This is a genomic window from Brevundimonas diminuta ATCC 11568 (assembly GCF_000204035.1).
Classification (GTDB): domain Bacteria; phylum Pseudomonadota; class Alphaproteobacteria; order Caulobacterales; family Caulobacteraceae; genus Brevundimonas; species Brevundimonas diminuta.
This window is the reverse complement of record NZ_GL883086.1, coordinates 661,979-686,404: the sequence shown is the minus strand read 5'-3', so window position 1 is coordinate 686,404 and position 24,426 is coordinate 661,979. Positions and strand designations below refer to the sequence as shown.

The following is a 24,426-nucleotide window of genomic DNA, read 5'->3' as shown; positions in this document are numbered from 1 at the left end:
TTTTCTCAGAAGGGCGTCCGATCAGTTCATGATCAGGGCGTAGCCCGCCTGCTGATGGTGGATGACCGTCATCAACGCTGCGAGATCGACCTGCACGCCCGGCTCCAGATCGGCTTGCGTCAGGCCGTTGGCGACCATGGACTGACCGCAAAGCCGCACCTGGACCCCGGCGGCCGTCAGGGCGCGAACAAGGGCGCTGTTCGGGTTTGTCTCGCCCTTGCCGCGCGCCGCCCACGCTGCATCGGACAGAGAGGCCAGAGATGCACCGCCATGCATCACAACAACGATCTTCCGCTGCTCGGCAGGGACGCCGTTCGCCGCCAGCATATTGGTCAGGCGCGCGACACGCTCCAGTCCTTTCAACGGCTTGTCGTCAGGACCGCCCTGGGTCAGGTCGACGATGACGCGATAGTCGCGCTGGGGGTCAGGCTGTTCGCCAGCCTGAGGCAGAGGCGTAAAGGCTCCATAGCCGATCACGGCCTGGGCTTGAGCCGGCGCACCCAAGGCAAGAAGGACGCATGAGGTGATCACGGACGCGAGGAAGATGTTTTTCATAGCGTACCAAGCCGTACAACGCCGTGAACGCTCAGGCTATGGATCAAAAGCTCAATAGCATATTTCGCATAATATATCTTAGGCGATAAATCGAACATCGCCTCACAGATCATCGACGCTCGCGTCTGCGGCGGCTTTCGCCTCTTCCTTGAGCCAGGCGGCGAAGGCTCTGGCGGGCGTTGACGCGCCGCTGCGCTTGATCAGAACGTAATAAGCCAGCGCCGTGCTGAGCGCGCCGTCGGCGAAAGGCGCCACCAGGCGACCGGACGCCAGATCCCCCGCCACGAAAGCATACGGCGCCAAGGCCACGCCCTGGCCGTGTGCGGCCGCTTCAATAGCCAAGGCGGTCTGATCAAAGCGCGGCCCTGCCTGGGCGTCGATGCTCGTCAGTCCACGAGCCTTGAACCAGGCCGCCCAGTCAGGACGCGGTTCCTCCAGCTCGCTGGGACGCAGGTGGATCAAGGCATGATGCGCCAAGTCTGACGGACGGCGTAAGGCGTTCCCGCCCATGGTTAACGACGGAGCGCAAACCGGGGTTACGTCGGCGTCAAGCAGCTTTTCGGATCGCACCCCGGAATAGTCGCCCCGACCATAGCGAACGGCCACATCGACCCGGCCGCCGCTGACGTCGGCCAGGCGCATGTCGGCGGACATCCACACCTCGATCTCAGGGTGCGCGGCTGTGAAACGGGCGATGCGCGGCGCCAGCCATTTCGAGGCGAAGGAAGGCGGCACGCTGACCGCCAGGGCGTGACGGCGATCGGGGCGATACAGCAGATCCCCTGCCCGTTTCAGATAGTCGAAACCGTCACGCAGCAAGGGATAGAGTTCAGCGCCCAGCTCGGTCAGGGCGATCTGACGGCCTTCGCGGTGGAACAGCGGCGCGCCGGCGTGTTCCTCTAGGATGCGGATCTGCTGGCTGATGGCGCCTGGCGTGACCGACAGCTCTTCGGCGGCGCGTGTGATGTTCAGGCGACGTGCGGCCGCCTCGAACGCCTTCAGGGCGTTGAGCGGCGGAATCCGACTTTCGACGGCGATCTCCTTGCGGCGGGTCATCGGCCGATCCAGTCAGGCGTCGGCAGGCCGCGTGCGCTCAAGAAGGCTTGGTCGTAGATCTTGCTGGCGTAGCGCTGGCCCGCATCGCACAACACGGTCACGATGGTATGGCCGGGACCGAGATCACGCGCCATACGGATGGCGCCGGCGATGTTGACCCCGCTGGACGGGCCGAGGGACAGCCCCTCCTCTCGCACCAGGTCGAACAGGATGGGCAGGAATTCCGCGTCCTCGATCCGATAGGCGTGATCGACCGACAGGCCGTTCAGGTTGCCGGTGATGCGATTGACGCCGATGCCCTCGGCGACCGAACCGCCCTCGCCTTTCAGCACGCCCTCGGTGAACCAGCTGTAGAGCGAGGCGCCCGGCACATCGGCGAGGCCGATCTTCAGCGCCGGGTTCTGTTCGCGCAGATAGGTCGTGGTTCCGGTCAATGTCCCGCCCGAACCCACGGCGCAGATGAAGCCGTCGACGCGGCCGTCGGTCTGCTTCCAGATTTCGGGCCCGGTGGCTTCATAGTGGGCCTGACGGTTGGCCAGATTGTCGAACTGATCGGCGTAGTAGGCGCCGTTCGGCTCGCTGTCGTTCAGTTCCTCGGCCAGACGGCGCGAGAAATGGACGAAATGGTTCGGGCTGGCGAAGGGCGCAGGATCCACCTCGATCAGACGGGCGCCGTGCAGGCGGACGGCGCGCTTCTTCTCTTCCGTCTGGGTGCGCGGCATGACGATGACGACCGGATGGCCCAACGCCGCCCCGACCAGCGCGAGGCCGATGCCGGTGTTGCCCGCCGTGCCCTCGACGATCGTTCCGCCGGGCTTCAACGCGCCCGAGGCGCGCGCCGCGCGGATGATGCTGAGCGCGGCGCGATCCTTGATCGAACCGCCGACGTTCAGAAACTCGGCCTTGCCCAGAATTTCACAACCCGTGGCCTCAGACGCGCATTTCAGGCGCACCAAGGGCGTGTCGCCGATCAGGCTGAGGACGTCAGGCGCGACGATCATGGAGAATCCAACGTGGACAAGAGGGTGACCCTCTTAGCCACAGTTCAGAAATTCTAACAACCGACCGGGCTGGAGAACTTGCAAAACTTCGTTCAACCTAGCACGATGATTGATGACACTTCTGATCTTGGGATCGACTGGAAGGCTTATCTGGACCGTGTTCGACAGGCGCAGGTGCCAAAACCTGCCGAAGCCTTTTTCCACCAAATGCGATTTCAAGTATCGATACTGGAAGGCGCTCTAGTCAATTACTACTCTGCCAACAAGAGGTCGCTCGACAGCCCCGCTTCCTTTTCAGTTATCTCTCAACTGATTTGGAGGCATCCAAAGCCGCAAGGATCACTGACACCTTCAAAGCGAAGCATCCTGAAATAGCGCGCGTTCGAAATATTTTCGCGCATTTGGATGAACGAGTGAGCAGCGATAGGTCGCGTGGTGAACCCACGCTTTTTGCCATTGAGAATGGTCATGCCGTGTCGCGGAACAAGAATGGCGAAACTCAACGAGTAAGCCTACTTCCCGACCTGCTTCATGACGCCATTGAAATGGTCGATGGCATCGCTGAACTCTACACGCTGAAGAATTGAGGGGGCGCGAGCCCCCTTACAAAACTCAGATATGGATCACGCGACCATAGGCGTCGAGAGCAGCCTCGTGCATGGCCTCGGACATGGTCGGGTGGGGATAGACGATGCCGTGGATGTCTTCCTCGGTCGCTTCCATGGTGATGGCGGTGACGTAGCCCTGGATCATTTCGGTGACGTCGGCGCCGATCATGTGGGCGCCGATCAGGGCTCCGGTCTTGGCGTCGAAGATGACCTTGACGAAGCCGTCGGTCTCGCCCGCCGCGATGGCCTTGCCGTTCACCTTGAAGGGGAAGCGGCCGATCTTGACCTCACGCTTCTCGGCCTTGGCCCCCTGCTCCGTCACCCCGACCGAGGCGACCTGCGGCTGGGCGTAGGTGCAGCCGGCGATCGGCGAATGGACGTTCGGCGTCTTGTAGCCGGCGATGTGTTCGGCGGCGTGAATGCCTTCGTGCGAGGCCTTGTGCGCCAGCCAGGGCGCGCCCGCGCAGTCGCCGATGGCGTACAGGCCCTTCACATTGGTCTGGCAATGGCTGTCGGTCTTGATGTGGCCGCGGTCCAGTTCGACGCCCAGCGCCTCCAGACCGATGCCGTCGGTGTTGGCGGTGATGCCGACGGCTGAGATGCAGACCTCGGCCTCCAGGCTTTCGGTCTTGCCGTTCACCTCAAGATCGACCTTCACACCCTTGGAATCCTTGGAGACCTTCGTCACCTTGGCGCCCAGCTTGAACTTGATGCCGCGCTTCTCGAAGCCCTTCTGGGCGGCCTTGGAGACCTCTTCGTCCTCCACCGGCATGACCCGGTCGACGGCTTCGACGACCGTCACCTCGGCGCCCAGGGCGCGGTAGAAGCTGGCGAATTCGATGCCGATGGCGCCCGAGCCGATCACCACGAAGGTCTTGGGCAGTTTCTTCGGCGCCAAGGCGTCGCGATAGGCCCAGATCTTGTCGCCGTCGGCCTCGAGCCCGATCTGCGGCAGGGCGCGAGCGCGAGCGCCGACGGCCAGCATGACGGTCTTGGCTTCGATCGTGCGCGAGCCGCCGGCCTTCAGAGCCACGACGACATTCGGGGCGGCGGCGCCTTTCTCGAGCTTGGCCGAACCTTCGATGACCTCGATCTTGTTCTTCTTCATCAGGAAGCCGACGCCCTGATTCAACTGCTTGGCCACGCCGCGCGAGCGCTGGATGATGGCGTCGAAGTCGAACGACGAGTCCGAGGCGGACAGGCCGTAGTCCTTCAGATGCGACAGACTTTCGAACTTCTCGCCCGACTTCAGCAGGGCCTTGGTCGGGATGCAGCCCCAGTTCAAGCAGATGCCGCCCAGGTTCTCGCGCTCGACGATGGCGACCTTCTGGCCCAGTTGGCTGGCGCGGATGGCCGCGACGTAACCGCCGGGGCCCGAGCCGATGACGACGAGATCGAATTCTTGGGCCATGATCAGATCAACTTCTCGATGTCGGCCTTGATGGCCTCGGGTTCAGTCTGGGGCGAATAGCGCGCGATGACGCGGCCTTCGCGGTCGGTCAGGAACTTGGTGAAGTTCCACTTGATGGCCTGGGAGCCCAGGAAGCCGCGCTTCTGTTTGGTCAACCAGGCATAGAGCGGGTGACGGTTCGGCCCATTGACCTCGATCTTGTCGAACAAGGGGAAGGTCACATCGAAGCTGCTGGCGCAGAAGGCGGCGATTTCCGCCGCCCTCCCCGGCTCCTGTTGGCCGAACTGGTTGCAGGGAAAGCCCAGGACTTCGAACGGCGCGTCAGCGAAGTCGCGGTGTAGCTTCTCCAGCCCGTCGTATTGACCGGTGAAGCCGCACTTGGACGCCGTATTGACGATCAGCAACGCCTGACCGCGAAAGCGGTCCAGCGACACGTCCGCGCCGTCGATGGCCCGGGCGGAGAAGTCATAGACCGAGGTCATGACCCCTCTCCTCCCTTACGCCAGCATCGCCACGGGATCTTCGATCAGCGGCTTGAACGCCTGCAGGAAGCGGGCGCCCGTCGCGCCGTCGACCACGCGGTGATCGCAGGTCAGGGTCACGGTCATGACGGTGGCCGGCACGATCTGGCCGTCCTTGACGACCGGTCGTTGTTCGCCGGCGCCCACGCTCATGATGCAGCCCTGGGGCTCATTGATGATCGAGGTGAACTGCTTGATGCCGAACATGCCCAGGTTGGACACGGAGAAGGTGCCGCCCTGGAACTCTTCCGGCTTCAACTTCCGCTCGCGCGCACGTTTGGCCAGGTCCTTGGACTCGGTCGCGATCTGGGCCAGGCCCTTGGTCTCGGCCTTGCGGATGATCGGGGTGATCAGGCCGCCGTCGATCGCCACCGCCATGGAGACGTCGGCGTTGTGGTGCATGGCGATGCCTTCGGGGGTGTAGGAGGCGTTCGCCTCCGGCACCATTTTCAGCGCCAGGGCGGCGGCCTTGATGACGAAGTCGTTCACCGAGACCTTGACGCCCTGCGGCTCCAGCATCTTGTTCACCTTGGCGCGGACGGCCATCAGCTGGTCGATCTCGACGTCGATGAACAACGGGAAGTGCGGCACGTTCTGCACGCTGTCGACCATGCGGCGGGCGACGGCCTTCTTCATGCCGTCCAGCGGAATCAGGTCATAGCTGCCGTCCGGAATGCCCATCTGCGCCAGCGACAGGGCCTTGCGCGGCTCTGCGGCGGATGCAGCCGTCGTCGCGGCGGCGGCCGGTTGAGCGCCGCCCTTGCCTGCGGCCTCCACGTCGCGCTTGACGATGCGGCCGTGCGGGCCGGTGCCCTTGACGGTCTTCAGATCCAGACCGGCCTGGGCGGCCAGACGGCGCGCCAGCGGCGAGGCGAAGATGCGGCCGCCGTCGTCCGACTTCGGCGCGGCCGGAGCGGGCGCCGCTTCAGCCTTTGGAGCCTCAGCCTTAGGCGCTTCCGCCTTAGTCGCTTCGGCCGGAGCTTCGGTCTTCTTGGGCGCAGGCGCCACGGCGTCGCCGGACAGGCGGGCGATCGGCGTGTTGACCTTCACGCCCTCGGCGCCTTCCGGCACCAGAATCTCCAGCACTTCGCCCTCATCGACGGTTTCGACTTCCATCGTCGCCTTGTCGGTCTCGATCTCGGCGATGACGTCGCCCGCCGCGACGGTGTCGCCGACCTTGACGTGCCATTTGGCCAGGACGCCCTCCTCCATCGTCGGAGACAGGGCGGGCATCAGGATATCGGTCATGCCATCACCTTCTTCACGGCGGCGACGATCTTGTCGACGCCCGGCAGGGACAGGGCTTCCAGGTTGGCGGCGTAGGGCAGCGGCACGTCTTCCTGGTGCACGCGCAGCGGCGGAGCGTCCAGATAGTCGAAGGCGTGTTCGATCACGCGCGCCACCACTTCGGCGCCGACGCCCATCGGACCCCAGCCCTCTTCGGCCGAGACCAGACGGTTGGTCTTCTTGACGCTTTCGACGATGGTTTCGTGATCCAGCGGACGCAGGGTGCGCAGGTCGACGACCTCGACCGAGACCCCTTCTTCGGCCAGCTTTTCAGCGGCCTGAAGGGCGAAACCGACCATGCGGCTGTGCGCCGTGATGGTGACGTCCGTGCCTTCGCGACGAACCTTGGCCTTGCCGATCGGCACGACGTAGTCCTCGACGTCCGGCACGTCGAACTCGAGGCCGTACATCATCTCGTGCTCGAGGAAGACGACCGGGTTCGGGTCGCGGATGGCGGCCTTCAGCAGGCCCTTCGCATCAGCGGCGTCATAGGGGGCGATGACCTTCAGGCCCGGCACCTGAGCATACCAGGCCGAATAGTCCTGGCTGTGCTGGGCCGCCACGCGGGCGGCGGCGCCGTTCGGGCCGCGGAACACGATCGGGCAACGGATCTGGCCGCCCGACATGTACAGGGTCTTGGCCGCCGAGTTGATCACGTGGTCGATGGCCTGCATGCCGAAGTTCCACGTCATGAACTCGACGATGGGTTTCAGGCCCGCCATGGCGGCGCCGACGCCCAGACCGGCGAAGCCGTGCTCGGTGATCGGGGTGTCGACCACGCGACGGTCGCCGAATTCCTGCAGCAGGTCGCGGCTGACCTTATAGGCGCCCTGATACTGGGCGACTTCCTCGCCCATCAGGAAGACAGCCTCGTCGCGGCGCATTTCCTCGGCCATGGCGTCGCGCAGGGCGTCGCGGATGGTGGTCTTGACCAGCTTGGCGTTAGCGGGGATTTCCGGGTCGCGAAGTTCAACCTTAGGCTTGACCGGGGCGTCGGCGGGCGCGCCTTCGGTCTTCGCTTCGACTTTCGGGGCCTCTTCAACCTTGGGCGCCGGCGCTGCGGCGCCGTCTTCGCCCGCCAGGCGGGCGATCGGCGTGTTGACCTTCACGTTCTCGGCGCCTTCCGGCACCAGGATTTCCAGCACTTCGCCTTCATCGACGGCTTCGACTTCCATCGTCGCTTTGTCGGTCTCGATCTCGGCGATCACCTGACCGGCCGACACGACGTCGCCAGCCTTGATGTGCCACTTGGTCAGCGTGCCCTCTTCCATCGTGGGAGACAGCGCCGGCATCAGAATGTCCGTCACGTATCAGGCCTCCACGTAGACGTCGGTGTAGAGCTCGGACGCATCCGGCTCAGGGCTCTCTTGAGCGAACTGCACAGCTTCGGCCACGATGGCCTTCACTTCGTTATCGATCGCCTTCAGCTCGTCCTCGGTCGCCTTGGCGGCGGCGAGCAGCATCTTCAGGTGGTCGATCGGGTCGCGGGTCTTCTTGACCTCGTCCACCTCTTCCTTGGTCCGGTATTTGGCCGGGTCGGACATGGAGTGGCCGCGATAGCGGTAGGTCTTCACTTCCAGAATATAGGGGCCTTCGCCGGCGCGGGCGCGGGCCACGGCGCGGGCGGCGGCGTCACGCACGGCCAGGACGTCCATGCCGTCGACCTGTTCGCCCGGAATGCCGAAGCTGGCGCCGCGCTGATACAGTTCGGTCGTGGACGACGAGCGTTCGATGCTCGTGCCCATGGCGTACTGGTTGTTCTCGATGATGTAGATGGCCGGCAGCTTCCACAGCTGGGCCATGTTGAAGCTCTCGTAGACCTGCCCCTGGTTCGAGGCGCCGTCGCCGAAATAGACGAAGCTGACCGAGTCATCGCCACGGTACTTGCCCGCGAAGGCCAGGCCCGTGCCCAGCGCCACCTGGGCGCCGACGATGCCGTGACCGCCGTAGAAGCCGGTCGGCACGTCGAACATGTGCATCGACCCGCCCTTGCCCTTGGACGATCCGCCGATGCGGCCCGTCAGCTCGGCCATGACTTCCTTCGGGTCCATGCCCGCGACCAGCATATGGCCGTGGTCGCGATAGCCCGTGATGATCTTGTCGTAGCCCTGCTTGACGCTCTCCTGAACGCCTACGGCCACGGCTTCCTGACCGATGTACAGGTGGCAGAAGCCCCCGATCAGGCCCATGCCGTACAGCTGGCCCGCGCGCTCTTCAAAGCGGCGGATGAGGACCATCTCGCGATAGAAACGCAGCAGGTCTTCCTTGGAAGCCTGAGGCGTGTTCGGAATCTTGTCGCCCGCGCTGGGCGAGTTTTTCTGAGCGGCGGCTTTCGCCATCCGGCATCTCCCGGCTTACACCCCTGTATCAGGGACTCTTATCGTTACGGAAAGGGGCTTTAGCAGCCTTCGTTCCCGAAACGCAAAGCAGCCGACCGGGCTGTAACAATAGTTCAGGAGGCGTGCGTCGCGTCAGGGTTGTGGCCGGCCGGGCCGTTCAGGCGGACCACATAGTCACGCGGGTCGGCGAAGCCGATCACCGCCCTCGCCCGTTCTTCCAGCAGATCCTTCGACAGGCTCTCGGTGCGCAGATAGCGAACGCGGACTTCCAGATCCTGACGCTGCTCGGCCAGGCGCATCAGCTGGGTCTGGCGCTGCGCCAGCAAAGCGTCGCGTTCACCGCCGCTTAGCAGGCCGCGTTCACCCGTCAGGGCCTGTACGCCCAGATAGGCGATCAGCAGCAACAGCAGGACGGTCGGCAAATAGGGCTTCATCTGCTCGGGCACGGCGGACGCTCCTTCTGAGCGCGCATAAACACGGTGACCTATCAGTGACCGAAAATGCCTAACGAACCGTAGCTTGGCCGTAATTGCGAACGCCGCCCCCGAGGTTCGGAGGCGGCGTCCAGCACATCTTCGTGATGCGGCTTATTTCAGCAGCATGCCGTCGCCGAAATAGGCGGCCTGATCGCCCAGCATCTCTTCGATGCGCAGCAGCTGGTTGTACTTGGCCGTGCGGTCCGAACGAGCCAGCGAGCCGGTCTTGATCTGACCGCAGTTGGTCGCCACGGCCAGGTCGGCGATGGTCGAATCTTCGGTCTCGCCCGAACGGTGCGACATCACGGCGGTGTAGCCCGCGCGGTGCGCCATATCGACGGCGTCCAGGGTCTCGGACAGGGTGCCGATCTGGTTGACCTTGATCAGAATGGAGTTGGCCAGACCTTCGCCGATGCCTGCGGCCAGACGGCGCGGGTTGGTCACGAACAGGTCGTCGCCGACCAGTTGCACGCGATCGCCCAGACGGTCCGTCAGCAGCTTCCAGCCGTCGAAGTCGTCCTCTGCGCAGCCGTCCTCGATCGAGACGATCGGGAAGCGTTCGACCAGATCGGCCAGGTAGTTGACCATGCCCTCGGCGTCGAAGGACTTGCCCTCGCCGGTCAGCTCATATTTGCCGTTCTTGAAGAATTCGGTCGAGGCGACGTCCAGCGCCAGGTGGAAGTCCTCGCCCGCCAGATAGCCGGCCGCCTGGCCCGCCTTGGTGATGAAGGTCAGGGCTTCGTCAGCCGAGGCCAGATTCGGGGCGAAGCCGCCCTCGTCGCCGACGTTGGTGTTGTGACCGGCGTCCTTCAACGCCTTCTTCAGGGCGTGGAAGATCTCGGCGCCCATGCGCAGGGCTTCCGAGAAGTTCTCGGCGCCCGTCGGCATGATCATGAATTCCTGGATGTCGATCGGGTTGTCGGCGTGGGCGCCGCCGTTGATGATGTTCATCATCGGCGTGGGCAGAATGCGGGCCGAGACGCCGCCGATGTAGCGGTGCAGCGGCAGACCGGCCGAGATGGCGCTGGCCTTGGCCACGGCCAGCGAGACGCCCAGCATGGCGTTGGCGCCCAGGCGCGACTTGTTCTCGGTGCCGTCCAGCTCGATCAGAGCCTCGTCGATACGGCGCTGATCCTCGGCGTCCATGCCGGACAGGGCGTCGAAGATCTCGCCGTTGACGGCGTCGACCGCCTTCTCGACGCCCTTGCCGCCCCACATGTCCTTGTCGCCGTCACGCAGTTCGACGGCTTCGTGCGCGCCGGTCGAGGCGCCCGACGGCACCGCCGCGCGGCCGAAGCTGCCGTCTTCCAGGATCACGTCCACTTCGACCGTCGGATTGCCCCGGCTGTCGAGAATCTGGCGGGCGACGATGTCGACGATATCGGTCATGAAACTCTGCGCTCTGACTGAGTTGGAAAAGGTGGGGCCGGTTTAGACCAGACCCGCTGGAATCGCCACAGGCGAAGCTGAGGCGGCATATGCGAAAACGGCGCGCGAGAAACTCGCGCGCCGCTGAATTTTTGCGCCCGACCGAAGCCGGATCGCCAGAGGAAGACTTAGTCTTCCTGCTGGGTCAGAACCTGACGGCCTTTGTACATGCCGGTCTTCAGGTCGATGTGGTGCGGGCGACGCAGTTCGCCGGTGTCCTTGTCTTCGACATAGGTGTTGGCGCCCAGGGCGTCATGAGCACGACGCATGTTGCGACGCGAGGGGGATACTTTGCGCTTCGGAACGGCCATGTCCGTCTCAATCTCTAAGTCGGTGCGCCGGTGAAGACGCGAAAACAACAGCGGCGGCCCCCCGATAAGAGCCGCCACGCGAGGGCGGGCTTATGCATGAAGACGCAACCGATTTCAAGGGTCTCGACGCAGACTGACGGAACAGGCGTCAAACCCCGGCCGTCAGGCTTTGCGCCACGGCCTCGCCGATAGCCAGCGAACTCGTTAGGCCGGGACTTTCGATGCCGAACAGCGCCATCAGCCCCTCCATTCCGTGATTCGTCACGCCATGGAGCTGGAAGTCAGGCTGCGGCTCGCCCGGCCCGTGCAGCTTGGGCCGGATGCCGGCATAGTCGGGCGTCAGCCGCTCGACCGTCACGCCGGGCCAGAAACGGCGGATATAGCGGGCGAACTCTTCCGCCTTGGCCGGATCGACCGAATAGTCCTCGGTCTCGACATAGGCCAGGTCGGGGCCGAACACGCCCTGCCCGCCCATATCCTTGCGGTAGTGGGTGCCCAGCGCGCCAGGAATCGGCGGCGGATAGATCAGGCGGTTGAACGGCGCCGGTCCTGTCAGGCGGAAATAGATTCCCTTGCCTAGATGGCGCGCGGGAATGTCTGCCGTCGGGTAGCCCTCGATTCGCGCCGCGACCTCTTGGGCCGACAGGCCGGGCGCCGTGACCAGCAGGCGGCTGGTCAGGGTCATCGCCCCCTCCCCGCCCACACGGATGGAGAATCCTCCACCTGGCAGGCGTTCCGCCCCCTCGAACGGCGCCGAGATGACGACCGCGCCGCCCGCGTCCTCGATCTCGCCCTGAAGGGCCAGCATATAACCGTGGCTGTCGAATACTCCACTCTCGGGCGACAGAATGGCGGCGTGAGCGTTCAACTCCGGCTCCAGCGCTCGCGCCTGGGCGCCGGTCAGATGCTCCAGCCGCTCAACACCGTTGGTCGTGGCCTGCTGGAAGATGGCCTCGATGCGTTCGACCTCAGCTTCCTCGGTCGCCACGACCAGCTTGCCGCATTTCCAATGATCGACCTTGCGGCTTTCCAGGAAGTCATAGAGGGCGCGCCTTCCCCCGACGCAGAACTTCGCCTTCAGGGAGCCGGTCGGATAGTAGAGCCCGCCGTGGATCACCTCGGAATTGCGCGAGGAGACCCCCTGGCCGATGTGCGGCTCCTTCTCCAGCACCAGCACCGTCAGGCCGCGTCGCGACAGCGCCCGGCCGCAAGCCAGCCCCACAGCCCCCGCGCCCACGACCGTCGCATCGAAGTCGAAAGGCGCGCCCATGGTCCTACCTCTTACCGTAGAGAGCCTTGGCTCGGCTCTCGAAACACTGGATCAGCTTGTCGACCGCCCGGTCGAAGTTCGCCTGAAGCATCATGTCCAGCATGCGCGACTTGAAGGCGAAGTCGATGGAGAATTCTAGGCGCGTTCCCTGCGGATGCGGATGGAACTCCCAACGGTTCTTCAGATGCTTGAACGGACCGCGGATCAGGCCGACCTCGACCTTGGGCGCATGAACGTCGTGACGCACCCATGTCGAGAACTTCTCGGTCAGGAAGGCGAAGCCGACCCCCGCCTCGGCGTCCAGCAGGTGCACGCCCGGCGCCTCGTCCCGCACGTTCCAGACGCGCATGGACGTGATCCACGGCACGAAGTCGGGATAGGCGCGCACGTCCGCCACCAGCGCGGCGAGTTGTTCCGGCGCATAGGGCAGGATGCGCGTTACGCGATGGACGGCCAAAGGATCAGCGGCCGTTCCGGGACGACAATTGGGCCTCGCGCGCCGCCCGCAGCCGAGCGAAATCGTCACCCGCGTGGTGCGACGAGCGCGTCAACGGCGAGGACGACACCATCAGGAAGCCCTTGGCCCGCGCGATCGCCTCATAGGCCTTGAACTCTTCGGGCGTGACGAAGCGGTCGATGGCCGCGTGCTTGCGCGTCGGCTGCAGGTACTGGCCGATGGTGATGAAGTCGACGCCGGCGGAGCGCATGTCGTCCATCACCTGCATGACCTCTTCCTTGGTCTCGCCCAGGCCGACCATGATGCCGGACTTGGTGAACTGGTTCGGGTCGCGCTCCTTGACCATCTGCAGTAGGCGCAGGGAGTGGAAATAGCGGGCGCCGGGGCGGATCTTCAGATAGAGGCGCGGAACCGTCTCGAGGTTGTGATTGAAGACGTCGGGCGTCGCGTCGATCATCACCTCGGCCGCGCCGTCCTTGCGCAGGAAGTCGGGCGTCAGGATTTCGATCGTGGTCTTGGGCGCCTGAATACGGATCTGGCGCACCACTTCGGCGAAGTGGGCGGCGCCGCCGTCGGACACATCGTCGCGGTCCACCGAGGTGATGACGACGTGGTTCAGCTCCATCTGGGCCACGGCCAGACCGACCTTGGCCGGCTCTTCCGGGTCCAGCGGCTGCGGCAAGCCGGTCTTCACGTTGCAGAAGGCGCAGGCCCGCGTGCAGGTGTCGCCCATGATCATCAGGGTGGCGTGCTTCTGGCTCCAGCACTCGCCGATGTTCGGGCAGGCGGCCTCTTCACAGACGGTGTGCAGCCCCTTGGAGCGCACGATGTCCTTGGTAGCGTTGTACTGGCCCGAGCCGGGCGCCTTCACGCGCAGCCAGTCAGGCTTCTTCAGCACCGCCGATTCCGGGCGGTTCTGCTTTTCCGGGTGACGAAGCTCGGACGGCTTCTTCTGCAGGGTGTCGATCAGCGTGACCATCGCCGGCGGTCTGGCTCCTGTTTATGAAGGCGGCCCAATTCTTGAGGCTATGTCGGCCTTCCGATGTGCAAAGGCAAGGCACAGACGGTTTCAGTCCGAGAACAGAACGCCATCACGCGACGTTACGCATCTTTTCAAGGCGACCTTACGTCACTAGGTTCCGGCCTCTTGTAACCGAGAGAGCCCCCTCAGAGCTCTCCGAAGGAGGACGTGCTTGCTGCGGGCAGCCCTGGACCAAAAGGTCTACGACGAGACTCTGTTCGACGCGCTGGTCGATGCGCGCGCCCGCTACGGCGACAAGGAGATTCTGGAGGACCAGGATCGCCACCCCCTGACCTATACTGGCCTGATCCGCGCCGCCTTAGTGCTGGGCCGCAAGATCGCCAAACTGACTCAGCCGGGCGAACGCGTCGGCGTGCTGCTGCCGTCCAGCGCGGGCGTGGTCGTGACCTTCTTCGCCCTGCACGCCTTCGGGCGCGTGCCGGTCATGCTGAACTTCACCTCGGGCGAGGCCAATCTGACGGCGGCGCTGAAAACGGCGGGCGTGAAGAAGATCCTGTCGGCCAAGCGCTTCGTCACCCAGGCCAAGCTGGACGACCTGATGGAAGCCCTGGGCGAGGTTTCCGAGATCGTCTGGCTGGACGACATCCGCAAGACCATCGGCCTGGCCGACAAGTTGTTCGGCCTCAGCGCCGGCATGGCGCCCAAGCGGTTCCGCGTGAAGACCGATCCGGATTCGGCGGGCGTGGTCCTGTTCACCTCAGGCAGCTTCGGCGCGCCCAAGGGCGTGGTGCTGAGCCAGAAGAACCTGGTCGCCAATGCCCGCCAGGTGGCCGCCCACATCGAGCTGGACCCTGACTGGGTCATGTTCAACCCGCTGCCGACCTTCCACTGTTTCGGCCTGACGGGCGGGGTCATCCTGCCGCTGCTGCAGGGGCTGAAGGCGTTTGAATATCCCTCGCCGCTGCACGCCAAGCAGATCACCGACCTGCTGCCCCAGGTGAAGGCGTCGATCCTGTTCGCGACCGACACCTTCCTGAACCAATACGCCCGCGTGGCTGAACCCGGCGACTTCGCCACCCTGCAGTTCGCCGTGGCGGGTGCGGAAAAGGTCCGCGACGAAACGCGCCAGATGTTCAACACCAAGTTCGGCGGCGTCGAACTGCTGGAAGGTTACGGCGCCACCGAGGCGGCGCCTGTGGTGGCGGTGAACCATCCTGACCGCAATCGGCCGGGCACGGTGGGCCAGATTCTGCCGGGCATGGAATACCGGATCGAACCGGTGGAGGGCATCGAGGTCGGCGGTCGCCTTTACCTGCGCGGGCCGAACGTGATGGAAGGCTACATCTCGCCGAACGACCCGGACAATTTGGAGCCGCTGGCTGACGGCTGGCACGACACCGGCGACATCGTCGACATCGACGCCGAGGGCTACATCACCATCCTGGGTCGGGCGAAACGCTTCGCCAAGATCGGCGGCGAGATGGTGTCCCTGACAGCAGTCGAGGGCATGGCCGGCGGCGTCTGGCCGACCGGCCACCACGCCGTCGTCGCCGTGCCCGACAGCAAGAAGGGCGAACGCCTGGTGTTGGTTACAGACGTCGCAGGCGCCGAAAGCGTCCGTCTGACGGAATGGGCCCGCGACAACGGCGCGCCCGAGCTGGCCGTGCCGAAGAAGATCATCAAGGTCGACACCATCCCGGTCCTGGGCACCGGCAAGACCGATTATGTGACCATCCAGAAAATGGTTGAGGATGAACTGAAGCGCGCGTGACAAGGCGCTTGCCGTTCGGCGCCAGTGTCATACCCTCGGCTGTTCGGTCCCGCTTGCGGGGCGCTACGGCCGAGGAGACTTCATGGCCCGACGTTCGACATCCCTGGCCAATTGGGAGCCGCATTTTCTCAGCATTCTGAGAATTGTCTCCGGCCTGCTGCTGCTTCAGCACGGCGCGCAGAAGATCCTGGGCTTCCCGCCAGGCGGGCGCGGCGGCGTGGTCGACCTGTCGACGCTGGCGGGCTGGTCCGGGCCGATCGAACTGGTCGGCGGCGTCCTGCTGGTGCTGGGCCTGTTCAGTCGCCCGACCGCCTTCATCCTGTCGGGCTTCACCGCCGCGGCCTATTGGATGGTCCACGCGCCTCAGAGCCCCTACCCCATCAACAACGGCGGGGAGTTGGCGGCGCTCTACTGTTTCGTCTTCCTGTATCTGGTCTTCGCCGGACCGGGGCCGTGGTCGCTGGACAACGCCCTGCGCGGCGGCCGCCGTTAAGATAGGCGGCGCGGCGTCCGGTCAGCCGATCCGGACGCCCGTCATCGAGATCGAGCCGCCCTCGATCACGTCGTTGAAGAAGCTCAAGGGCTCGCCCGGCGCCTGCTGGGCGGCCACATAGAGCAGCGGCAGATAATGTTCGTCCGTCGGCACGCTGAGCTGCGCCTGCTCGGCCAGATGCACCCAGTCGATCAGGGCGTCATGGTCGCCCGCCGTGAAGGCGCGCTTGACCGCCTCATTGAAGTCGACGGCCCAGTCATAGGGTTCGCCGCCCGCCCGCTTCCACGTTCGCAGATTGTGCACGAAGTCGCCCGAACCGGCGACGATCACGCCCTCCTCACGCAAGGGACGCAGGCGCTTGGCCAGTTCATAATGGGCGCGGGCGTCGATAGTGCGATCCAGCGACAACTGCACCACGGGCACGTCAGCGTCCGGCCAGATATGAGCCAGCACGGACCAGGTTCCGTGATCCAGTCCCCACTGCGTCGTCTGAACCGCGCCGGTCAGCTCCGCCACCCGGTCGGCCAGAGCGGGCGAGCCGGGCGCAGGATACTGCATGGCGTGAAGTTCAGGCGGAAAGCCCCCGAAATCATGGATGGTTTCCGGTCGCGCCTGCGCCGTCACGCCCAGCCCGCGCGTCTCCCAGTGAGCCGAGACCATGACGACGCCTTTCGGCTTGCCGATCTCCTCTCCCAGCGCGCGCCAGGCGTCCGCGAAGGGACCGCCCAAGGCGTTCATGGGGGAGCCGTGACCAAAAAAGAGTGCTGGCTGGCGCATGATATTAACCGTGCAGCTTCTTGGGCGTTACGGGTCCAAGGAGAGTGAAATATGACGCTCATATAGCAACTGCGTCAGTGCCTGATTTAAGGTTCTCATGCAGCTCTACAAGAGCCTCGTTTCAAAAATCCGCCATGCCGATCGGACAGATGCGCTGATAGAAGGCCGGATCGGCCGGAACCCGCGCGCCCCTCGACTGCAGAAAGCGGTGCTCAACCACCATGGCCTGTTGTTCGATGTTCAGGCCGATCCACTCGCAGCGTTCATCCACCGGATAGGCGTAGGCGCCCGGCCCGTCGCCCGCCTTCAGCTTTCCGGTCAGCAGGTTGACGCCGTTCTGGGCCTGCCAGACGTGAACCAGCTCATGAACGAAGACGGCCTGGGTCCGCAGCGGCGCCTGCGACAAATCCGGCGCCAGGGTCGCCTTGGGCCAGACGATCCAGTCGCGCCCGAACCAGCGTCCCGGTACGAACGCCCGGTCGAACGGCCAGGGCGAGCCGAGGAAGCGGATGTCGTCCAGCCGCAGATCGCGCCCGAACACCTCGCGCGCCAGCGCCGCTTCCCCATGGGCCAGCGGCCGGATCATCGCCCAACCCATTCCCAATGCCAGGGCTCATAGACGTAGGGCACGAAGCCGAACCGCCCGGCGTTCTTGACCAGCCAGCGATAGGTCGGGGTCTGGCTCATATGGCGACGGCTGTGAACGTCGGTGGAATCGACCCCCATGCCTTGCAGGTGGCCGACATATAGGTCGACGGCCGTGCCGGTGCGGTGCGGCGAGCAGGCGGCGCGACGCAGGCCGTCACAATTGCCGTCGCGGGCGCATCGCGCTGCATCAGCCTCAGGATCGCGGAAGGAGGAGAAGACGCGCAACAGCTCCGGTTCTGCAGCCATCTCAGGAACCTCGGCGCGAGCGGCCGCCGCCATGGCGCGATAGGCGTCCAGTACGTCGCGGCGCAGCAGCCGCGTCAGGCGTTCGGCGTGTTCTTCGCCTGTGGTCAGATAGGCCAGGTCGCCGACGGGCGGCGGATCGGGGCATTCGCCCCTCACCCGCGCCATGACGAAGGGCCGTCGCTCTTGCCACAGCCCGCGCAACACCTGGAAAGTCGCTTGGTCGAACCGTCCGCTGGCGGCCAGGCCATAGCGCGCCTGAAACGTCGCCAGGGCCTCGGCGAAACCCGCTGACGTCGGATCGCAGGGCGAGCCGACCTCTTGCTGCATCAGCGGCACATAGGCTTCCCAACCCAGTTCCGAAGGCCCGAACGGCGTCCACTCCAAGGCATAGAGCGATATGGCGTTCGCCTCGGCCGTGTCGTCCCATGCGCCGGGCGTCCGGTCGCAGATTTGCGCCGTCGGAATCGGTTCGGGCGCCTCGGCGCGCGCCTGCCCGGCTAAGGCGGCGACGGTCAGGGCGGCGAAGAGAGAGGCGGACGCTTTCCACATGGCCGCAGCAGGCCTCAGGATGAGAGTCGCCGCAAGCCCCTGCACAGTCTTCGCGCCTGCGTCGAAAACCTGCATGGTGACGGTTGCGGCCGACTCGCGCCGCGATCGGGCCGTGACCGTATGACCGCAACCGCCGCGCCTTCGCCCGCCATCGCCGCGCCCGACGCGCCGCGCCGATCCAACGCCATCCTGGCCGCCTTCTCAGGCCCGTGTCTGCCGCTGGCGGCCTTCGGCGTGGCCCTGCCGGTGACTCTGCCGGAATTCTACGCCACCCATGTCGGCATGGAGATGGGCATGGTGGCCGCCGTCTTCATGGCCGTGCGGCTGATCGACATCGTGTTCGACCCCTTCATCGGCTGGGGCATGGACAAGACGCGCACGCGTCTGGGCCGCTATCGCCCGTGGATGGCGGTGGCGACGCCGATCCTGATGCTGGCGGCGCTGATGATGTTCGTGACGGTCCAGCCGGGCGCCGGGCCGGTCTATCTGTTCGCCTGGCTGCTGGTGCTCTACCTCGGCTTTTCGATGGGAACCCTGGGCCAGTTGGGCTGGGCCGCCGTGCTGGCGCCGCAGTACGACCAGCGCAGTCGCGTCTACGGCTGGTGGCAGGTGTTCAACATCATCGGCGTGATCCTGATCCTGATCCTGCCGACCATCGTGGTGAAGACGGGCCTGGGAAACTACGTCGACGGCGTTCGCATCATGGGCTGGGCCATCATCATCGCCCTGCCGCTGACCATCGGCCTGGCCATGGTCGCCGTCCCTGAGCCGGTCAACGCGGGCGCCGCACCGCACGGCGGGCCGAGCGCCTACCTGGCCCTGTTCAAGATGAAGACGGTGCGCAAGCTGCTGATCGCCGACCTGTTGCTGGGCATCGCGCCGGGCATCACCGGGTCGCTGCTGTTCTTCTTCTTCGGTCAGATCAAGGGCTACGACCACACCCAGGCGTCGCTGTTCATGCTGATCTACTTCATGGCCGGCCTGGTGGGGGCGCCCATCTGGGCCTGGCTGGCGACCAAGATCGGCAAGGATCGCGCCCTGGCCGTGGCCAGCCTGATCTTCGCCGTCTTCTACGTCGGCGCGACCCTGGTTCCCGGCGGCAACTTCGCCCTGACGGCGATCGCCATGTTCATCGCCGGCCTGCCCTATGCGGCGGGCTTGTTCCTGTTGCGCGCCATGATGGCGGACGCCGGCGACGAGGTGCGGCTGGAGACGGGCGTGGACCGCACCGGCCTGATGTTCTCCATCCTGTCGGCCACGACCAAGATGGGTCACGTCTTCGCCCTGATCCCCTACGCCATCCTGCCGCTGGTGGGGTTCAAGGCCCTGCCGGGGCCAGAGGGGAACAGCGAGTTCTCGCTGCTGGTCCTGCAGATCCTGTTCATCGCCGTGCCGGGCCTGCTATTGGCGGCCACCGCCTGGGTGCTGAAGGGCTATCCCCTGACGCCGCAGCGGCATGACGAAATCCGCGCCGCCCTGGCGCAAAGAGACGCCGGACACGCCTGAATGACCCACCCCGTCGACCGCCTGAAGGACATCATGGTTCGCCTGCGCGATCCGAACGGCGGCTGTCCCTGGGACGTGGAGCAGACCTTCCAGACGATCGCTCCCTATACGATTGAGGAAGCCTATGAGGTCGCCGACGCCATCGAGCGCGGCGACATGGACGAGCTGAGGGTCGAACTGGGCGATCTGCTGTTCCAGGTGGTCTTCCACTCGCGCATGGCTGAAGAGGCCGGGCATTTCCGGCTGGAGGACGTGGCCGAGGCCATGGCGGACAAGCTGGTTCGCCGCCACCCGCACGTCTTTGGCGACGAGGCCGCCAAGGCCAGCGGCCCGGCCCAGAAGGCGCGCTGGGAAGATATCAAGGCCGCCGAGCGCAAGGCCAAGGAACAGCATGGCGTGCTGGACGACGTGCCGGTCGGCCTGCCCGCCCTGACCCGCGCCGCCAAGCTGACCAAGCGCGCAGGCCGCGTCGGCTTCGACTGGCCCTCGACCGACGAGGTCTTCGACAAGCTGGCCGAAGAGGTCGAGGAGCTGCGCGTCGAGATCGCCGCCGGCGACAAGGAGAAGGCCCGCGATGAGTTGGGAGACCTGCTGTTCGTCGTCGCCAATCTGGCCCGCAAGCTGGAGGTCGAACCGGAAGACGCCCTGCGCGCCGCCAACGCCAAATTCGTGCGCCGTTTCGAATTCATCGAGGCCGAACTGAAGAAGGACGGCCGCACGCCGGAACAGTCAAACCTGGCCGAAATGGACGCCCTCTGGGACGCAGCCAAGGCGGTGGAGAAAGCATGACCACGGCAGCCAATGAACTTCGCACGTATCTAAAAAGTGCCGATGAGACTACCCAAGAACTCTTAGAAAAATCAGGCCCTCTTGTCGACTGCCTTTCAGAGCTGACGGATTTCCTAGCACAGGACGGCTGGGCACGGCTGCCAAAGAACAGACCCATTCCTGTTCTTCTAGCCATGAACTCCTACATGCTCTTCCTCGCAGGTGTCCGAGTGGCTCTTAGCGGACACTCAAGCGCGATTTTTTCCGTCCAGCGCACGGCACTCGAATCAGCTTGCTATGCACATCTCGCCTGGAACAATCAGGATCTTGAAGCAATATGGCAGGACCGCGATCAGAGCGCCGATCACCTTAAGCTGTGCCGACAAAAATTCGGTAGCGCAGTCAAGGATGTCGCTAAAACGCTTAATGCTGAACACGATGGAAGCGCCGATTTTGTCTACGAAGCTTATGAGCAATCTATCTCGTTCGGTGGGCATCCAAATCCTCGTGCAGTGTTTCTGAATGCCCGCGTCAATGACCAAGACAACCAGACCGAAGTCACTTTCATTGGGTTGCATTCGGCAGACGCGCATGAGGTCCTTCGAGGGCTGGTTGCCTGCCTGGACTTTGGATCAGCAATTGCGCACGTCGTGAGGCGTTGCGAAACACCTCTTTCCGAGGAAACTATCGAGGCTCTCAACCGGCTTGAGGAATCCAAGCGGCGAGCGATAGAAGCGGCTACTCCAGTTCTTCAGACGTAGCGCAGTTCCTGCAGGTCGATCTCGCGGATCAGCTTGCGCGCTGTCTCTTCATCGATCAGCCGCTGGCGACCCAGGCGCACCAGTTCCTCACGTTCAGCGACAAGACCGATCAGGCGGAGACGGCGTTCGATCTCATCGGCGCGGCGGGCCTGGACAACGGCGTCAGCCTCCATGTTGGCCCGCATGTCGATGCGGTGGCGATAGACTTCCATCACCCGTGTCGCCGTCTCGGCGTAGAAGTCAGGGTCAAGCTTGCCCTCGGCCATGGCGTGCTGAGCGTCCTCGATAGCGCGAATGGCGGCCCAGGCGGCGGCGACGCGGGACCGGCTTTCTTCGGCTTGATGATCGTCCTCGGGCGGAAGCTGCACGCCCTTCAGCAGACGCGGCAAGGCGACTGTCGCCAGCACCAGGGAGACGATGATCACTCCCGCCGCCAGGAAGATCGCCAGATTCCGCGCCGGCATGGCCGAGCCGTCCGCCAGATAGAAGGGCAGCGTCAATATGCCCGCCAGGGTGATCGCGCCGCGCACCCCGGCCAGCGACATGACCGCCACCAGCCTCAAGCCGACCTTGGGCGGCGCGCTGCGGCCCTTGCGGCGAAACAGGGTCAGCTTCAGCGATGTCCACACCCAGACAAAACGCAATACGGCGAGAGCGGCGACGATCGCCAAGACATAGACGGCCAGCCACCAGACCTCGCTATGCTGGGTGGTCCGGATCACCTCCGCCGCGCGGGCCATGATGGACGGCATCTGCTCGCCCAGGATGACGAAGATCAGGCCGTTGGCGACGAACTGCACCGTATCCCAGACCACGGCGCGGCGGATACGCGTGGCGGCCAGCGCTGAACCCTGGCGCTCGGTGAAGCTCATGGTCACGCCGGCGGCCACCGCCGCCAGAATGCCCGAGGCGTGGACGGCTTCCGCCGCCAGATAGGCCGCGAACGGCATCAGGAGACTGATCAGGATCTGGCCGCCGACGTCCTCGCCCCAGCGGCGGCTGATGAAGGCCTTCACCAGGCCGATGGCCAAAGTGACGGCGATGCCCACCGCCACGCCCGCCAGCGCCAGCCAGGCGAAGGTTCCGAAAGCGCTGCTCAGGGAAAAGGCGCCGGTCGTCGCCGCAATAACGGCGATCCGCATGCAGGTCAGGCCCGTCGCATCATTCAGCAGTGACTCGCCTTCCAGTATGTGCATCAGCCGCTTGGGGATCGGCGCGCGCCCGGCGATGGCCTGCACCGCAATCGGGTCCGTAGGCGACAGGATCGCCGCCAAGGCGAAGGCTACGGCCAGCGGCATGGCCGGGATCATCCAGTGGATCAGGAAGCCCAGGCCGACGACGGTGAAGACCACCAGCCCCAGCGCCAGCTCCAGGATCACCACCTTGTCCCGAAACAGGGCTTCCTTGGGGATGCGCCAGCCGTCCACGAACAGCAGGGGCGGCAGAAACAGCAGGAAGAAGACATCCGGCTTCAGATCAACCGACTGCCCCGTGATCAGCACCACCCCCGCCCCCAGGGCGATCTGCACCAGCGGCAGGGCGATGCGCGTGATGCGAGCCACCCATCCCGACAGCACAACGGCCAGCAGCAGGAAGAGGATGGTCTCGATCAGGTGCATGACAGGATCAGTCGATTACGTCCGGATACAGCCGTTCAAGCCGCCCCAGCGCGGCGGGATGGAGGCGGACCGTCAGGTGGACCCGGCCCTCATCGTCCGTCTCGCGCCCCGTCACCCGGCCGTTGGCGTAGAGCCAGGCCAGCAGGTCGCCGCGATGCGGCTCGACCGTCAGGTGGGTTTCCGGATCATCGTCGATCAGGCCCGCGATGATCTCGCGCAGGGTCTCGATTCCCTCGCCGGTCCAGGCGGAGACGGCCACGGCTTGTCCTTCGCGCGCCAGGCGTTCGGCCTGGCCGACCACGGCTTCGCGGGTTTCGGGCTCCAGCAGGTCGATCTTGTTCCAGACTTCAAGGATGCGGCGCGTCTTGCCCTCGGGCGTCGGAATCTGTTCCAGCACCGCCTCGACATCCTTGGCCTGGGCGGAGCTGTCGGGCGAGGCGATGTCGCGCACGTGCAGGATCAGATCAGCCTCGCCGACCTCTTCCAGGGTGGCGCGGAAGCTCTCGACCAGTTCGTGCGGCAGGTCCGAGACGAAGCCCACGGTGTCGGCGATGATGGCGGGACGTCCCTGCGGCAGACGGATGGTGCGCTGGGTGGTGTCCAGGGTGGCGAACAGCAGATCCTTGGCCATCACCTCGGCCCCGGTCAGCCGGTTGAACAGCGTCGACTTGCCCGCATTGGTGTAGCCGACCAGGGCGACCGACGGGAATGGAACCTGTTTGCGCGCCTTGCGGTGCAGGCCGCGCGTACGACGCACCTCTTCCAGTTCCGCCTTCAGGCGAACGATGCGGTCGGCGATCATCCGCCTGTCCAGCTCGATCTGGGTTTCGCCGGGACCGCCCGTGCCGCCGGTGCCGCCGCGCTGGCGCTCCAGGTGGGTCCAGGTGCGGACCAGGCGAGAGCGTTCGTATTCCAGACGCGCCAACTCGACCTGCAGACGCCCTTCGCGGGTGCGCGCGCGCCGGCCGAAGATCTCCAGGATCAGACCGGTGCGGTCGATGACCTTGATGTCCCAGAAACGTTCCAGGTTACGCTGCTGCACCGGCGTCAGCTGATCGTCGACGACGACCGCTTCGGCATCGGCGGCCAAAATCAGCGCCGAAATCTCTTCCAGCTTACCCCGCCCGATCAGGGTGGCGGGCGTGACGGAGCGCAGACGCACGATCTCCTGCGCCCGCACGTCGAGGTCCAGCGCCTGGGCCAGGCCCACGGCCTCTTCCAGGCGTTCGGTCGCGTGGCGCGCATTGTCGGCGCGTCGGTCGGGGTGAATGACGACGGCCCGGATCAGCGGGACGGCGTGGTCAATGAGTTTGGAGGTCAATCAGTCTTCTTCGGCGTCGGGCTCGTACAGCTGCACGGGCGCGGACGGCATGATGGTCGAGATGGCGTGCTTGTAGACCAGCTGCGATTGGCCATCGCGACGCAGCAGCACACAGAAGTTGTCGAACCAGGTGACGATACCCTGAAGCTTGACGCCGTTCACCAGGAAGATGGTCAGCGGCGTCTTCGTCTTGCGGACGCTGTTCAGGAAGGTGTCCTGGAGGTTCTGTCGTTTGTCTTGCGACATGGCAGGTTGATCCTGTTCT

General features: G+C 64.9%; 26 protein-coding genes. 6 read left to right on the top strand and 20 right to left on the bottom strand.

What is annotated here, in order from left to right:
• Positions 1-21: 21 nt before the first annotated feature.
• From BDIM_RS07105 to BDIM_RS07095, 3 genes are all read right to left on the bottom strand, one after another.
• Positions 22-477 (bottom strand): DsrE family protein, encoded by a 456-nt coding sequence (locus BDIM_RS07105; protein WP_233126643.1) that lies wholly within the window; start codon positions 475-477, stop codon positions 22-24.
• Between the two features lie 180 nt (positions 478-657).
• Positions 658-1,611 carry a transcriptional regulator GcvA gene (gcvA, locus tag BDIM_RS07100; protein WP_003164883.1) on the bottom strand — a complete coding sequence of 318 codons (954 nt, stop codon included), beginning with the start codon at positions 1,609-1,611 and terminating at the stop codon, positions 658-660.
• Complete coding sequence (locus tag BDIM_RS07095; RefSeq protein ID WP_003164882.1) at positions 1,608-2,612, bottom strand: cysteine synthase A; 1,005 nt, start codon at positions 2,610-2,612, stop codon at positions 1,608-1,610. Before BDIM_RS07095 ends, gcvA begins: the two co-directional genes overlap by 4 nt.
• Before the next feature lie 314 nt (positions 2,613-2,926).
• Here BDIM_RS07095 and BDIM_RS17880 point away from each other — a divergent pair, with 314 nt between their 5' ends.
• Positions 2,927-3,199: a hypothetical protein gene (locus BDIM_RS17880; protein ID WP_169312132.1), complete on the top strand. Its 273-nt coding sequence runs from the start codon at positions 2,927-2,929 to the stop codon at positions 3,197-3,199.
• A 25-nt stretch (positions 3,200-3,224) separates the two neighbouring features.
• Here BDIM_RS17880 and lpdA read toward each other — a convergent pair whose 3' ends face one another.
• From lpdA to lipA, 11 genes are all read right to left on the bottom strand, one after another.
• Complete coding sequence (lpdA, locus tag BDIM_RS07090) at positions 3,225-4,631, bottom strand: dihydrolipoyl dehydrogenase (RefSeq protein WP_040345362.1); 1,407 nt, start codon at positions 4,629-4,631, stop codon at positions 3,225-3,227.
• A gap of 2 nt (positions 4,632-4,633) precedes the next feature.
• On the bottom strand, positions 4,634-5,113 hold the full coding sequence (locus tag BDIM_RS07085) for a glutathione peroxidase (protein ID WP_003164879.1): 480 nt from the start codon (positions 5,111-5,113) through the stop codon (positions 4,634-4,636).
• A 15-nt stretch (positions 5,114-5,128) separates the two neighbouring features.
• Positions 5,129-6,400 carry a pyruvate dehydrogenase complex dihydrolipoamide acetyltransferase gene (locus BDIM_RS07080; protein WP_040345359.1) on the bottom strand — a complete coding sequence of 424 codons (1,272 nt, stop codon included), beginning with the start codon at positions 6,398-6,400 and terminating at the stop codon, positions 5,129-5,131.
• On the bottom strand, positions 6,397-7,746 hold the full coding sequence (locus BDIM_RS07075; RefSeq protein WP_040345356.1) for a pyruvate dehydrogenase complex E1 component subunit beta: 1,350 nt from the start codon (positions 7,744-7,746) through the stop codon (positions 6,397-6,399). Before BDIM_RS07075 ends, BDIM_RS07080 begins: the two co-directional genes overlap by 4 nt.
• Before the next feature lie 3 nt (positions 7,747-7,749).
• Positions 7,750-8,778 (bottom strand): pyruvate dehydrogenase (acetyl-transferring) E1 component subunit alpha, encoded by a 1,029-nt coding sequence (pdhA, locus tag BDIM_RS07070; RefSeq protein WP_003164877.1) that lies wholly within the window; start codon positions 8,776-8,778, stop codon positions 7,750-7,752.
• A gap of 113 nt (positions 8,779-8,891) precedes the next feature.
• Positions 8,892-9,212 (bottom strand): FtsB family cell division protein, encoded by a 321-nt coding sequence (locus tag BDIM_RS07065; protein WP_003164876.1) that lies wholly within the window; start codon positions 9,210-9,212, stop codon positions 8,892-8,894.
• 153 nt (positions 9,213-9,365) lie between these two features.
• The gene (gene eno / locus BDIM_RS07060; RefSeq protein WP_003164875.1) at positions 9,366-10,643 is read right to left on the bottom strand and encodes a phosphopyruvate hydratase; all 1,278 of its coding nucleotides are present in this window, start codon (positions 10,641-10,643) and stop codon (positions 9,366-9,368) included.
• Positions 10,644-10,810: 167 nt separating this feature from the next.
• Positions 10,811-10,993, bottom strand: a complete 183-nt coding sequence (rpmF, locus tag BDIM_RS07055; RefSeq protein ID WP_040345353.1) for a 50S ribosomal protein L32 — start codon at positions 10,991-10,993, stop codon at positions 10,811-10,813.
• 148 nt (positions 10,994-11,141) lie between these two features.
• Positions 11,142-12,263 (bottom strand): NAD(P)/FAD-dependent oxidoreductase, encoded by a 1,122-nt coding sequence (locus BDIM_RS07050; protein ID WP_003164872.1) that lies wholly within the window; start codon positions 12,261-12,263, stop codon positions 11,142-11,144.
• A gap of 4 nt (positions 12,264-12,267) precedes the next feature.
• Positions 12,268-12,720 (bottom strand): type II toxin-antitoxin system RatA family toxin, encoded by a 453-nt coding sequence (locus tag BDIM_RS07045; protein WP_003164871.1) that lies wholly within the window; start codon positions 12,718-12,720, stop codon positions 12,268-12,270.
• A gap of 4 nt (positions 12,721-12,724) precedes the next feature.
• Entirely contained in the window at positions 12,725-13,699 is a 975-nt protein-coding gene (lipA, locus tag BDIM_RS07040) for a lipoyl synthase (RefSeq protein ID WP_003164870.1), read from the bottom strand.
• A gap of 217 nt (positions 13,700-13,916) precedes the next feature.
• Here lipA and BDIM_RS07035 point away from each other — a divergent pair, with 217 nt between their 5' ends.
• Both BDIM_RS07035 and BDIM_RS07030 read left to right on the top strand, forming a co-directional pair.
• Complete coding sequence (locus BDIM_RS07035) at positions 13,917-15,473, top strand: AMP-binding protein (RefSeq protein WP_169312166.1); 1,557 nt, start codon at positions 13,917-13,919, stop codon at positions 15,471-15,473.
• Positions 15,474-15,555: 82 nt separating this feature from the next.
• A complete protein-coding gene (locus tag BDIM_RS07030) occupies positions 15,556-15,966 on the top strand; it encodes a DoxX family protein (protein WP_003164868.1) in 411 nt (136 codons plus the stop codon).
• A gap of 21 nt (positions 15,967-15,987) precedes the next feature.
• On the opposite strand, the gene ygiD is transcribed toward BDIM_RS07030, so the two are convergent.
• The 3 genes from ygiD to BDIM_RS07015 form a co-directional block, all read right to left on the bottom strand.
• Complete coding sequence (ygiD, locus tag BDIM_RS07025; protein WP_081461854.1) at positions 15,988-16,743, bottom strand: 4,5-DOPA-extradiol-dioxygenase; 756 nt, start codon at positions 16,741-16,743, stop codon at positions 15,988-15,990.
• Between the two features lie 121 nt (positions 16,744-16,864).
• On the bottom strand, positions 16,865-17,329 hold the full coding sequence (locus BDIM_RS07020; protein WP_112999796.1) for an NUDIX hydrolase: 465 nt from the start codon (positions 17,327-17,329) through the stop codon (positions 16,865-16,867).
• Complete coding sequence (locus BDIM_RS07015; RefSeq protein WP_003164865.1) at positions 17,326-18,186, bottom strand: M15 family metallopeptidase; 861 nt, start codon at positions 18,184-18,186, stop codon at positions 17,326-17,328. Before BDIM_RS07015 ends, BDIM_RS07020 begins: the two co-directional genes overlap by 4 nt.
• Positions 18,187-18,306: 120 nt before the next feature.
• Here BDIM_RS07015 and BDIM_RS07010 point away from each other — a divergent pair, with 120 nt between their 5' ends.
• The 3 genes from BDIM_RS07010 to BDIM_RS17465 are packed head-to-tail and all read left to right on the top strand — an operon-like array spanning position 18,307 to position 21,221.
• Positions 18,307-19,692 (top strand): MFS transporter, encoded by a 1,386-nt coding sequence (locus BDIM_RS07010; RefSeq protein WP_003164864.1) that lies wholly within the window; start codon positions 18,307-18,309, stop codon positions 19,690-19,692.
• Positions 19,693-20,481, top strand: coding sequence for a nucleoside triphosphate pyrophosphohydrolase (gene mazG / locus BDIM_RS07005; protein WP_003164863.1), 789 nt, complete (start codon positions 19,693-19,695; stop codon positions 20,479-20,481).
• Complete coding sequence (locus BDIM_RS17465) at positions 20,478-21,221, top strand: hypothetical protein (RefSeq protein WP_143276790.1); 744 nt, start codon at positions 20,478-20,480, stop codon at positions 21,219-21,221. The genes mazG and BDIM_RS17465 overlap by 4 nt, the downstream gene beginning before the upstream one ends.
• Here the strand turns inward: BDIM_RS17465 and BDIM_RS06995 are convergent.
• The 3 genes from BDIM_RS06995 to hfq are packed head-to-tail and all read right to left on the bottom strand — an operon-like array spanning position 21,212 to position 24,407.
• Positions 21,212-22,840, bottom strand: a complete 1,629-nt coding sequence (locus tag BDIM_RS06995; protein ID WP_003164862.1) for a Na+/H+ antiporter — start codon at positions 22,838-22,840, stop codon at positions 21,212-21,214. The genes BDIM_RS17465 and BDIM_RS06995 overlap by 10 nt on opposite strands.
• Positions 22,841-22,847: 7 nt before the next feature.
• Positions 22,848-24,161: a GTPase HflX gene (hflX, locus tag BDIM_RS06990; protein ID WP_040345344.1), complete on the bottom strand. Its 1,314-nt coding sequence runs from the start codon at positions 24,159-24,161 to the stop codon at positions 22,848-22,850.
• Complete coding sequence (gene hfq / locus BDIM_RS06985) at positions 24,162-24,407, bottom strand: RNA chaperone Hfq (protein ID WP_003164861.1); 246 nt, start codon at positions 24,405-24,407, stop codon at positions 24,162-24,164.
• Positions 24,408-24,426 lie beyond the last annotated feature (19 nt).

Excerpts from the sequence above, each read along its gene's own strand:
- gcvA (WP_003164883.1), bottom strand. The coding sequence starts at position 1,611 with ATGACCCGCCGCAAGGAGATCGCCGTCGAAAGTCGGATTCCGCCGCTC.
- BDIM_RS07095 (WP_003164882.1), bottom strand. The coding sequence starts at position 2,612 with ATGATCGTCGCGCCTGACGTCCTCAGCCTGATCGGCGACACGCCCTTG.
- lpdA (WP_040345362.1), bottom strand. The coding sequence starts at position 4,631 with ATGGCCCAAGAATTCGATCTCGTCGTCATCGGCTCGGGCCCCGGCGGT.
- BDIM_RS07085 (WP_003164879.1), bottom strand. The coding sequence starts at position 5,113 with ATGACCTCGGTCTATGACTTCTCCGCCCGGGCCATCGACGGCGCGGAC.
- BDIM_RS07080 (WP_040345359.1), bottom strand. The coding sequence starts at position 6,400 with ATGACCGATATCCTGATGCCCGCCCTGTCTCCGACGATGGAGGAGGGC.
- pdhA (WP_003164877.1), bottom strand. The coding sequence starts at position 8,778 with ATGGCGAAAGCCGCCGCTCAGAAAAACTCGCCCAGCGCGGGCGACAAG.
- BDIM_RS07065 (WP_003164876.1), bottom strand. The coding sequence starts at position 9,212 with ATGAAGCCCTATTTGCCGACCGTCCTGCTGTTGCTGCTGATCGCCTAT.
- eno (WP_003164875.1), bottom strand. The coding sequence starts at position 10,643 with ATGACCGATATCGTCGACATCGTCGCCCGCCAGATTCTCGACAGCCGG.
- rpmF (WP_040345353.1), bottom strand. The coding sequence starts at position 10,993 with ATGGCCGTTCCGAAGCGCAAAGTATCCCCCTCGCGTCGCAACATGCGT.
- BDIM_RS07050 (WP_003164872.1), bottom strand. The coding sequence starts at position 12,263 with ATGGGCGCGCCTTTCGACTTCGATGCGACGGTCGTGGGCGCGGGGGCT.
- lipA (WP_003164870.1), bottom strand. The coding sequence starts at position 13,699 with ATGGTCACGCTGATCGACACCCTGCAGAAGAAGCCGTCCGAGCTTCGT.
- BDIM_RS07030 (WP_003164868.1), top strand. The coding sequence starts at position 15,556 with ATGGCCCGACGTTCGACATCCCTGGCCAATTGGGAGCCGCATTTTCTC.
- ygiD (WP_081461854.1), bottom strand. The coding sequence starts at position 16,743 with ATGCGCCAGCCAGCACTCTTTTTTGGTCACGGCTCCCCCATGAACGCC.
- BDIM_RS07020 (WP_112999796.1), bottom strand. The coding sequence starts at position 17,329 with ATGATCCGGCCGCTGGCCCATGGGGAAGCGGCGCTGGCGCGCGAGGTG.
- BDIM_RS07015 (WP_003164865.1), bottom strand. The coding sequence starts at position 18,186 with ATGTGGAAAGCGTCCGCCTCTCTCTTCGCCGCCCTGACCGTCGCCGCC.
- BDIM_RS07010 (WP_003164864.1), top strand. The coding sequence starts at position 18,307 with ATGACCGCAACCGCCGCGCCTTCGCCCGCCATCGCCGCGCCCGACGCG.
- mazG (WP_003164863.1), top strand. The coding sequence starts at position 19,693 with ATGACCCACCCCGTCGACCGCCTGAAGGACATCATGGTTCGCCTGCGC.
- BDIM_RS17465 (WP_143276790.1), top strand. The coding sequence starts at position 20,478 with ATGACCACGGCAGCCAATGAACTTCGCACGTATCTAAAAAGTGCCGAT.
- BDIM_RS06995 (WP_003164862.1), bottom strand. The coding sequence starts at position 22,840 with ATGCACCTGATCGAGACCATCCTCTTCCTGCTGCTGGCCGTTGTGCTG.
- hfq (WP_003164861.1), bottom strand. The coding sequence starts at position 24,407 with ATGTCGCAAGACAAACGACAGAACCTCCAGGACACCTTCCTGAACAGC.